6 protein-coding genes and 1 pseudogene are annotated in these 7,475 nt (G+C 38.1%); 4 read left to right on the top strand and 3 right to left on the bottom strand.

Annotated features, from left to right (window positions below):
- Together F0145_RS23685 and F0145_RS23680 are read right to left on the bottom strand one after the other, a co-directional pair.
- A partial coding sequence (locus F0145_RS23685) for a PQQ-dependent sugar dehydrogenase (protein WP_190277624.1) occupies nt 1–858 on the bottom strand: 858 nt, incomplete at its 3' end.
- An 824-nt stretch (nt 859–1,682) separates the two neighbouring features.
- Complete coding sequence (locus tag F0145_RS23680) at nt 1,683–2,216, bottom strand: hypothetical protein (protein ID WP_150092698.1); 534 nt, start codon at nt 2,214–2,216, stop codon at nt 1,683–1,685.
- An 815-nt stretch (nt 2,217–3,031) separates the two neighbouring features.
- Between F0145_RS23680 and F0145_RS23675 the strand changes: the two genes are divergently transcribed.
- From F0145_RS23675 to F0145_RS23665, 4 genes and pseudogenes are all read left to right on the top strand, one after another.
- On the top strand, nt 3,032–3,481 hold the full coding sequence (locus tag F0145_RS23675; protein ID WP_150092696.1) for a hypothetical protein: 450 nt from the start codon (nt 3,032–3,034) through the stop codon (nt 3,479–3,481).
- A 724-nt stretch (nt 3,482–4,205) separates the two neighbouring features.
- The gene (locus F0145_RS26350) at nt 4,206–4,349 is read left to right on the top strand and encodes a hypothetical protein (protein ID WP_223816222.1); all 144 of its coding nucleotides are present in this window, start codon (nt 4,206–4,208) and stop codon (nt 4,347–4,349) included.
- A gap of 876 nt (nt 4,350–5,225) precedes the next feature.
- A complete protein-coding gene (locus tag F0145_RS23670; protein ID WP_150092694.1) occupies nt 5,226–5,630 on the top strand; it encodes a hypothetical protein in 405 nt (134 codons plus the stop codon).
- Between the two features lie 413 nt (nt 5,631–6,043).
- Nucleotides 6,044–6,429: pseudogene (locus F0145_RS23665) on the top strand (cytochrome c biogenesis protein); the annotation flags it as partial.
- 92 nt (nt 6,430–6,521) lie between these two features.
- Here F0145_RS23665 and F0145_RS23660 read toward each other — a convergent pair.
- Nucleotides 6,522–7,460, bottom strand: coding sequence for a hypothetical protein (locus F0145_RS23660; RefSeq protein ID WP_150092692.1), 939 nt, complete (start codon nt 7,458–7,460; stop codon nt 6,522–6,524).
- Between the last annotated feature and the right edge of the window lie 15 nt (nt 7,461–7,475).

Below are 7,475 nucleotides of genomic sequence, written 5' to 3'. Positions count from 1 at the left end.
AAAACTACCGGAATTTGGCTTAAGCGACATGCGAAAAGGATTGCGTAAACCTAAAGCCCAAACTTTAGACCGAATGGAACCTGGGTTGGTGGTTTCATAAAAAGGATTACTGGCGATGCCGTTGCCGGTTTCAGGGTCTATCCGGAGGATTTTGCCGTTATAACTATCGAGAATTTGCGACCGAAAAGCACCTACATTTTCCTGTTCCCTTATAATTCCGTCGTTTAAGGCCTGTTGGTAATAAGTTTCGGAAGCACTTCCTGTGTCTATCGCATCCGGATTGGCACCAGCCCCATCACCGGTAGAAACCAGCAAAGTACCGTCGGTGCCAAACACCAAGCTGCCCACCCCATGGCTAATGTGGGTGGTAGGAATACCGGTGGTTTTAGTGGCGCCAATTAATACTTTTCGGCTGGCTAGGTTTACCGTGTAACCAGTTGATGTTTTGGTTGCTGTATACCTGGTAAGCCGGCCAATAGAGGCATTATAATACTCATTTGTACTGGGGTTATAAGTACTGGAGCCATGGTGCAGCAAATGATGACGGTCTACATTATATAAAAGGTAAAAGTATCCGTTGGTATCAAAGTTAGGGTGTAAGGCAAAGCCCAGTAAACCCATATCCCAATAACCGGCAACTTCCTCTCTAATATCGAGCAGAACTTGTCTTTGATTATTTTCTACTACATAAACGCGACCGGTCCTTTCCCAGACAAACATCTGGTTACCCGTCTTATTAAAGGTAAGCCCCACTGCTTCATTCCATTGTCCGGATACCTCTGTATTCGTAAATCCGGGAGGAAGCGTTTGAGCCAACAATTGCTGGCTGCTGGCCAAGGCAAATAACATTAATAACATTATAACACCTTTTGGCAAAGGGGTTGATTTGGCAATCCAGGTCTTGTTACTTAATATCTTTAGAAAATGATAAAAGTTTAAGTTATTTAGATTTTTAGAATATAAATAGCTGTAATTAAACGGAAAGCACACCTTGAGCATGTCCGGATTGTAGATTTTAAACATAGATAAGTTGGTTAATTACAATTATAATTTAATCGTGTCCAGGATAACTTAATGCGAAATACTAGTCTAGCAATTTGTCGTAGGGTAGCTAATTTTAAAAGGCTGAACTATGGCATTACTGGTACTGCTACTACCAGTAATGCCATAGTTAATAAGGAGATATAAGTGCGGATTTTTTTCAGAATAGAACGTATCAACAGCAGTTCTGATTAAATTTAACCAGTATCTCTGCCGAATTGTTTATTGTAAATATTATCGAAATTGTATTTTTAAGCCATACGCAGCATGCTCCTTCCATATATACCTTTTCAGGCACTTTTCCCGGCAATTACAATGGTAGATAAAGGAAATTCAAGAACGCCCCTCTTAATATTGCTTCTAAAAACAAGTTTACTTCAATTTAAACTTGTTTTATTCCTCTTCATTAAGCTAATTATAAAAATAATATAAAAAAAGTTTTATATATTATTTTTTATTAAAATAGTAGTAGCTTTTTAAAGCATCCTTCCTATATTTAGGTGAGAATGGTTTCTGGACCTTTAGGCTTACGGACCTCTGCCTGCTATATAAGGGGAGTTGGAGCTTTACCAAAGGTAAAGCAAGCCATATTCATCCTTCTAACCAATGTTTCTACTACTATTATTAAAGGGGGAGCACCTTTACATTTTATTATAAACATAAATATCTTTTACTTCCCCCTTTGGCGTAGAAGATGTATACTTTATCGTAAGTTCACCCGAACCTGCATTTTCCCAAATCTCGGTAGATTTAATGGTTACTACTTTGCCATCCCGGTTAAAAGTAGAAGTAGAGGAAATGCTCAGCTCTTTTTCATTGGCAGACCACTTATTGGTTGATTTCTTAGTGACTGCCCCATCAAAAAAATTATTTACTGACTCTTTTCCATCCAGAGTAATCTTTTCTTCCATGGTTAATTCCTGGCCATCCGGCGCTTGGCTAGTGCGGGAAATAATTAGTTCATTGCCATTTTGCATAACCTTTAATTGGTCGAAGACCATTCGCATCTGCCCTGGCGCAGGTATTAATTTGCTTTTTTCTTTTTTTAAGGTCCATTCACCACTAAAATTGGTTCTGGCAAAACGAGCAGAAGTTAAGATAAAACAGAGTAATAAAGTTGTTAAGCAAAGACCAGCGTATTGCTGGAAATTCCATAATTGGTTTGTTGATTTCATTTTGGTAAACTAAGATTTTATCCTGATAATTTAATAAATATTTTAATTATATTAATAAAAAGATAGTTAATTTAGAATAAGTTTTAATGAGCAAGATGGGCACTCAAAAGCTCTTCTTTTCTGAATACAGTTAAAACTAAATAAAAGCATATTATGTTTTTGAGGACCAGGTAAAAGGGAGACGGTGATTAAGGATTTCGGATTTCTTTGTTCCTTTACGGAGCATCTGAATAATTCTTTAAATTCAGGAAACCAGTTCTATTTATAAAATTTAAACTTCCCTTCCATTTTTTGGAAAATCTAAGAAGTTAATTATACTAAAAAATCCCTTGTTTATTATAATGGCGTTAAAATAATGTATTGGCACAGTAATAGCACATTCTGAAGTAAAAGACATTAAATACAACTTATTTATGCTGAAGTTACACCCCCTAACATTATTGGCTTTAACTAACCCAGTTAAAAAAAGTATTAAAAGAGTAAATTATTTTTCTATTCAACACCACCTTATTCCAGCAAACGCAATGTTCGTTAAAGTAGTACTCCGCAGGATAAAGCAAATTGCCTTTATTTTTATGCTATTTCTGGCTTACCTGTTTATGGTAGTAGGAACATACCTTTTATTTTTTTAAAACGCTTTTGCGAGGGGTAGCAAATTGATCTGGAGACTTGCTCATAATCGTTCGGCTAAGTTTCTAATATTGGCGCAAGTTTAGCAAAGCATAATCTATATTATTTATTCTATTGTTTATCTATAACCAGAATCAAGGTTATAGCACCTCTCTTTCTTTTTCGCCATAAACTTCTAAATTCCTTTGACACTCGAATCAATTTTAAGCCTAGTCTCCTTTCTGGTTACCGGATTACTGGTAATTATTTTTTACAAACTGTTCTGGAAGCAAAAAGGACAGATAACATCCCTGCTAAAAGACAAGGAGGAAGTAAGGGATATAATCGGAGCGTTAGCTTTTATCCAAATGAACAACCTTGAGGGCCATAAATTAACTCCTGTGCAAAGGAAGCTACAGGCCCAGCAGCAGTTTAAGTATTTACCATTTCAGGAAAAGATGGCCTATGTAGAGAATCATGGCACTTACCTGGCTACCCGCCAGCAAAATGAATACCATATTAACCTTTACTACCTGCATGGTTTTTTCGTGGAAGTCTGGCATAGTCAACTAACCGACGGTACGAACGGAATACGAATCTTTACCAGCAAAGACTGCTTGGCTGTTTATGCGGAATTGATTAACCTTGAAATTTAATGAGGTACTGAGCAGCCTTACCTATGCAGCACCTCACTTTAATTGACTGGCTGCTGAATATAGGCGTTGCGGTATTAGCAATTGTGCTCTTTAGCTGGCTGGCGAAATACAGAGATAAAAGATAATGGCAGCAGTAAGGCTAAAATCATTTAGCAATGGCAATTTTCATGTTAGTATCACTTTAGTATTTCCTTAAGGGGAGAAGGCCTTGTTTTTGATGTAGATTGACTTTATGCAGTTTCGTAATTGAAGTTTCTAAGATGGAAGTAGGAATGATAATATTTACCCAGTAAGACATTGACGACTCTTATTTAAATTAAGACGTTACCAGAGCCTAAGTTTCCGTTAGTTCTGAGCTAAATATTAGGAGTGTAAAAGTAGATTGTCACAAATTAGCTTGCTAATAATTTTATATTTTTTATTGGGATAATTAAAATTATTAATTACCTTACTGTGATTCGTTTGTGTGAGTTAGTATCTTTTTAATCAACTTAAAAGATTTCAACCAATTAAAAGGAAGGTGCCCAATGGGCACCTTTTTTTTAGCTTTAGCACTTTATATATTTACTTATAAATAGCAAAATTCGAAAGGTCTTTTTTGAAGTACTACGATGTTACTAATTATTAATCAGGTAGTAAACAGGGTGCCTTGGGTGCCCTGTTTACTACCTGGATTGTACCCTTAAAACCTTAACGGATAAATGATTTATAACTATGCTGTAAGTTGTTGTCTAACCTTAAAGCCATTTCCGGTAAAGGTTTGGAGATGTATTATTTAATAGTCGTGCTGTTAATGGTTACTATTGCTGCCTGGATACTGGAAGACCGCTGGAGTAACGGAAAAAAGAAAGATGGGGATGGGGAGTAGTAATCGTGGTGTATATTCAACCTGGCTGCCAGGGTGGATTTAGGCAAAAGCCTGAATCAGGCTTTTATGCTCTTCTACCATTACGCATGATAGTCAATCACTTAATTTTTTTTATTTATGAAAGTCCCTTTTGCCTTCAGCATAAAAATTTAAAGGTGAGTTATTCTTGTTTCTTGGGTATAGTAGATTATAGTATTTAGTAATTTTGTAAGGTGTGCCCTATCCGATTCCTGGTAAAGAATCGGCGGTGCATGCTGATAAATGGGAGATATGCATCAGAAAAAGGGAGATACATTTGCCAGGTACCTTCATATTGTTGGTAAACTGCAAAGAACCATCATTGTCAATCACCAGAAATTTTCCGAATTAACAAACCTGCACGACCAAGTGATTTGTATTCCTCTTGATAAAACGCAGACCAACCCGTATCTACATCATCTAGAACAAATTAGCCGGGTACTGAAACAGAACAGTCACACCTATATTGTCCGCCACCTGTATTACAATTTTTCCAAAGATGTAGATTCCCTGATAGAAGACCGAGAACTGCTAGTTTTAGAATATTACCTGAATTATGCAGATTGAGTAAACACAAATACTTCTAATACTCAAATCAACTAGCTAGTAACAAATGAGCGTGAATGCCCGGCAGTGGTTAAAGCACGCAAACCAACAGAGGCTTTCGCCGGCACCTTGGAAAATTAGCCAAGTATTAATTAAATTAGCAAGTATTAATTAAATTAGCCAGAAGCGGGAAAGCCGGTCTGCCACTATGCTGGATAAAGAATTCAAACTACAGCATTAGCGTCCACCAGCTCCATCTATTAGCTGATAACCGGAATAACCCCAAATATTCCCAGTAGTATAGGTTATTTCATGATGAAAGATTTTGCAATCGAATATAGTTCAAGCTGGCAAGATAATCCTATGGCTTATTGGGTACATATTGAGCAGGATAACCAACATTGGCATGAAGCTGAACATTTTATTCCCCCAGCACCCGAAAGGGATTTAAGAGGATTATATAAAATCTACAAAGTAAAAATTGATGGGTTTACTTTTAAATTCTCCTCTCTGGAACAACTGGAACATTGTATAGAAATTTTATCCATGGGATCACTTCCGATCACTAGCGAATTATGTAAAAAAAGACCAGGCAATGAAGAGGCAAATGAGCATTGGTTATGTACACTCCCCTCCCAGGTGAAATCAAGGCGTTATCGGCAAAAGGCGGTTAAATATTTAAGAAAGGTACGAGGAGAATTAATAAACAACCGATAGCCGCCCCGTATTGGTAAATTCGCCATCTCACTGCTAAATTTATTTTAGGCTTATAAGTAAAGTTACACAAAATCACTCTTCTAAAGCCTATAACAACGAATATGTTAACTAGGGGCTGGCATTAAACTAAAAAGGTAAATTTTTCTTCCCTTTTGTATAGGGTGTTTGTCACCAACGGCGTTCCTTTTTAGGTGAGGCGGCAGCCTTAATTTTATTAGTTAAAAGTAGGGCAGGGGGGCAGTCATCCGGAATTATTCCCCCGTAGAGCAGCACCAGTTAGAGCAGATTCAACAGCACAAGGTGCTGTAAGAGCAACAGCGCCAAAGCCGGGGAATTGGGCGGTAGGGGAAAAAGCACCAGGTATAAATTATTTTTTCCTCTACTGCCCTTTTTTATTTGACTACATACAGTCATTTGTCGGATTTTTAGATAGACTCAATCCCGAAATTACGAACCGGATGCCGGTGCTCCATTCTTATTGGTTAAAGATACACGTGGCCATAATTGTGAGTGGTTACGCACCTTTGGCTTTGCCGCTATTCTCGCTTTGCTCAGTTTACTGTTACTCATGTTTAAGCCGGCCACGTCTCAAGCGCAGTGGTGGAATAGTATGCAGGAACTGAATATTGTAAATGAGTTGTCCATTACCATCAGTCTGTTTTTACTAACGGATGGCACTTTTTTAGGCGGCGGATGGGTCAACGAAAGCTGGGGCCGTTCCTGGGCCTGGGACCCCAAAGAAACCTGGGCCTTAATTTTAATCATTGTTTATGCTTTTGTGTTGCATCTGCGGCTTATTATTTTTAAAGCGAAATTCTGTAGCGCTTCACCGCCTGTTTATACTTCCATGGTAAAGCCCAAATATTTAGTACGAGTACTTAGGTTTATTACTTAAAACATAACACTAAAATAAAGAGATGGTCTGCTGTTGTTTTCCGTTACATGGGTTGCCTGGTGGTGCTGACCCATAGATTTTTGGATAGTGCCGCCGAGGGCAACGCTTTTATAGTAAAAGCTTAACCCAACATTAGCAAACAGACCTTCTCCTCCCATTTGAGTATGCGTATCGTCGTTAAAAGAATCTGGATTGGCTTTTTCGAAATACAGACCAGTACTGGGTAAAATAGCCAGTTTACCCGCCTCATACCAGTAGAATATATTAGCCGAACCATTATAGCGATTTCCAAACTGGTATCCGTTTCTTGACTCTGAATTAATCCGGTAAGTAAAATCTGTGTTTACCCCAACTTTCTTGTAGCGCAAAGTATAAGAGCCGTTAACCAGATAATCTACGCTCCCGGTGCCGGGCAGCAGGCTCGGCGCTACTATTTCTGCGGTATTATGGGCTTTATAAACGCCGGTGGGTAGTTTAACGCCTCCGCCAATTAATAAGGTTTGTTTTAAATTTGAAGAGTTGAAACTACTATAATTTAAAACCGCATAATTTGCCAGTAGGGTTATGTCTCCCAAGCCTTGCTGGGAGAGGGCAGCCGTATTTTGGGTTTGGATGTTAAAAATATACGGTACAAAAACAAAAGCTTGAATTCGTTTGGCCGGATAAAAGCGACCCCAGACTTCATAAGTATTATAGCTTTCTTTTGTAACTTCCTGGTGTTCGTGAACCATACCCTCGTGCACATGGGTATGGGTTTGGGTAAATGTGTATTGCCGGGTATTAAACCGGACCCCTATAAAATTTTTCTGTATTTGGGGTAATACGCCTATATAATGACCACCCATGGTACAACTTTTATCACAGGCTTTAGCGGTAATAGTATTGCCGAATGTTAATCCTGACAACAAGGAAACGGCAAGTAAAAGCTTTTTCATCTTTTTTAAATTAAA

The organism is Adhaeribacter rhizoryzae (genome assembly GCF_008629685.1).
Classification (GTDB): Bacteria; Bacteroidota; Bacteroidia; order Cytophagales; family Hymenobacteraceae; genus Adhaeribacter; species Adhaeribacter rhizoryzae.
This window is presented reverse-complemented; position numbering and strand designations above follow the sequence as displayed.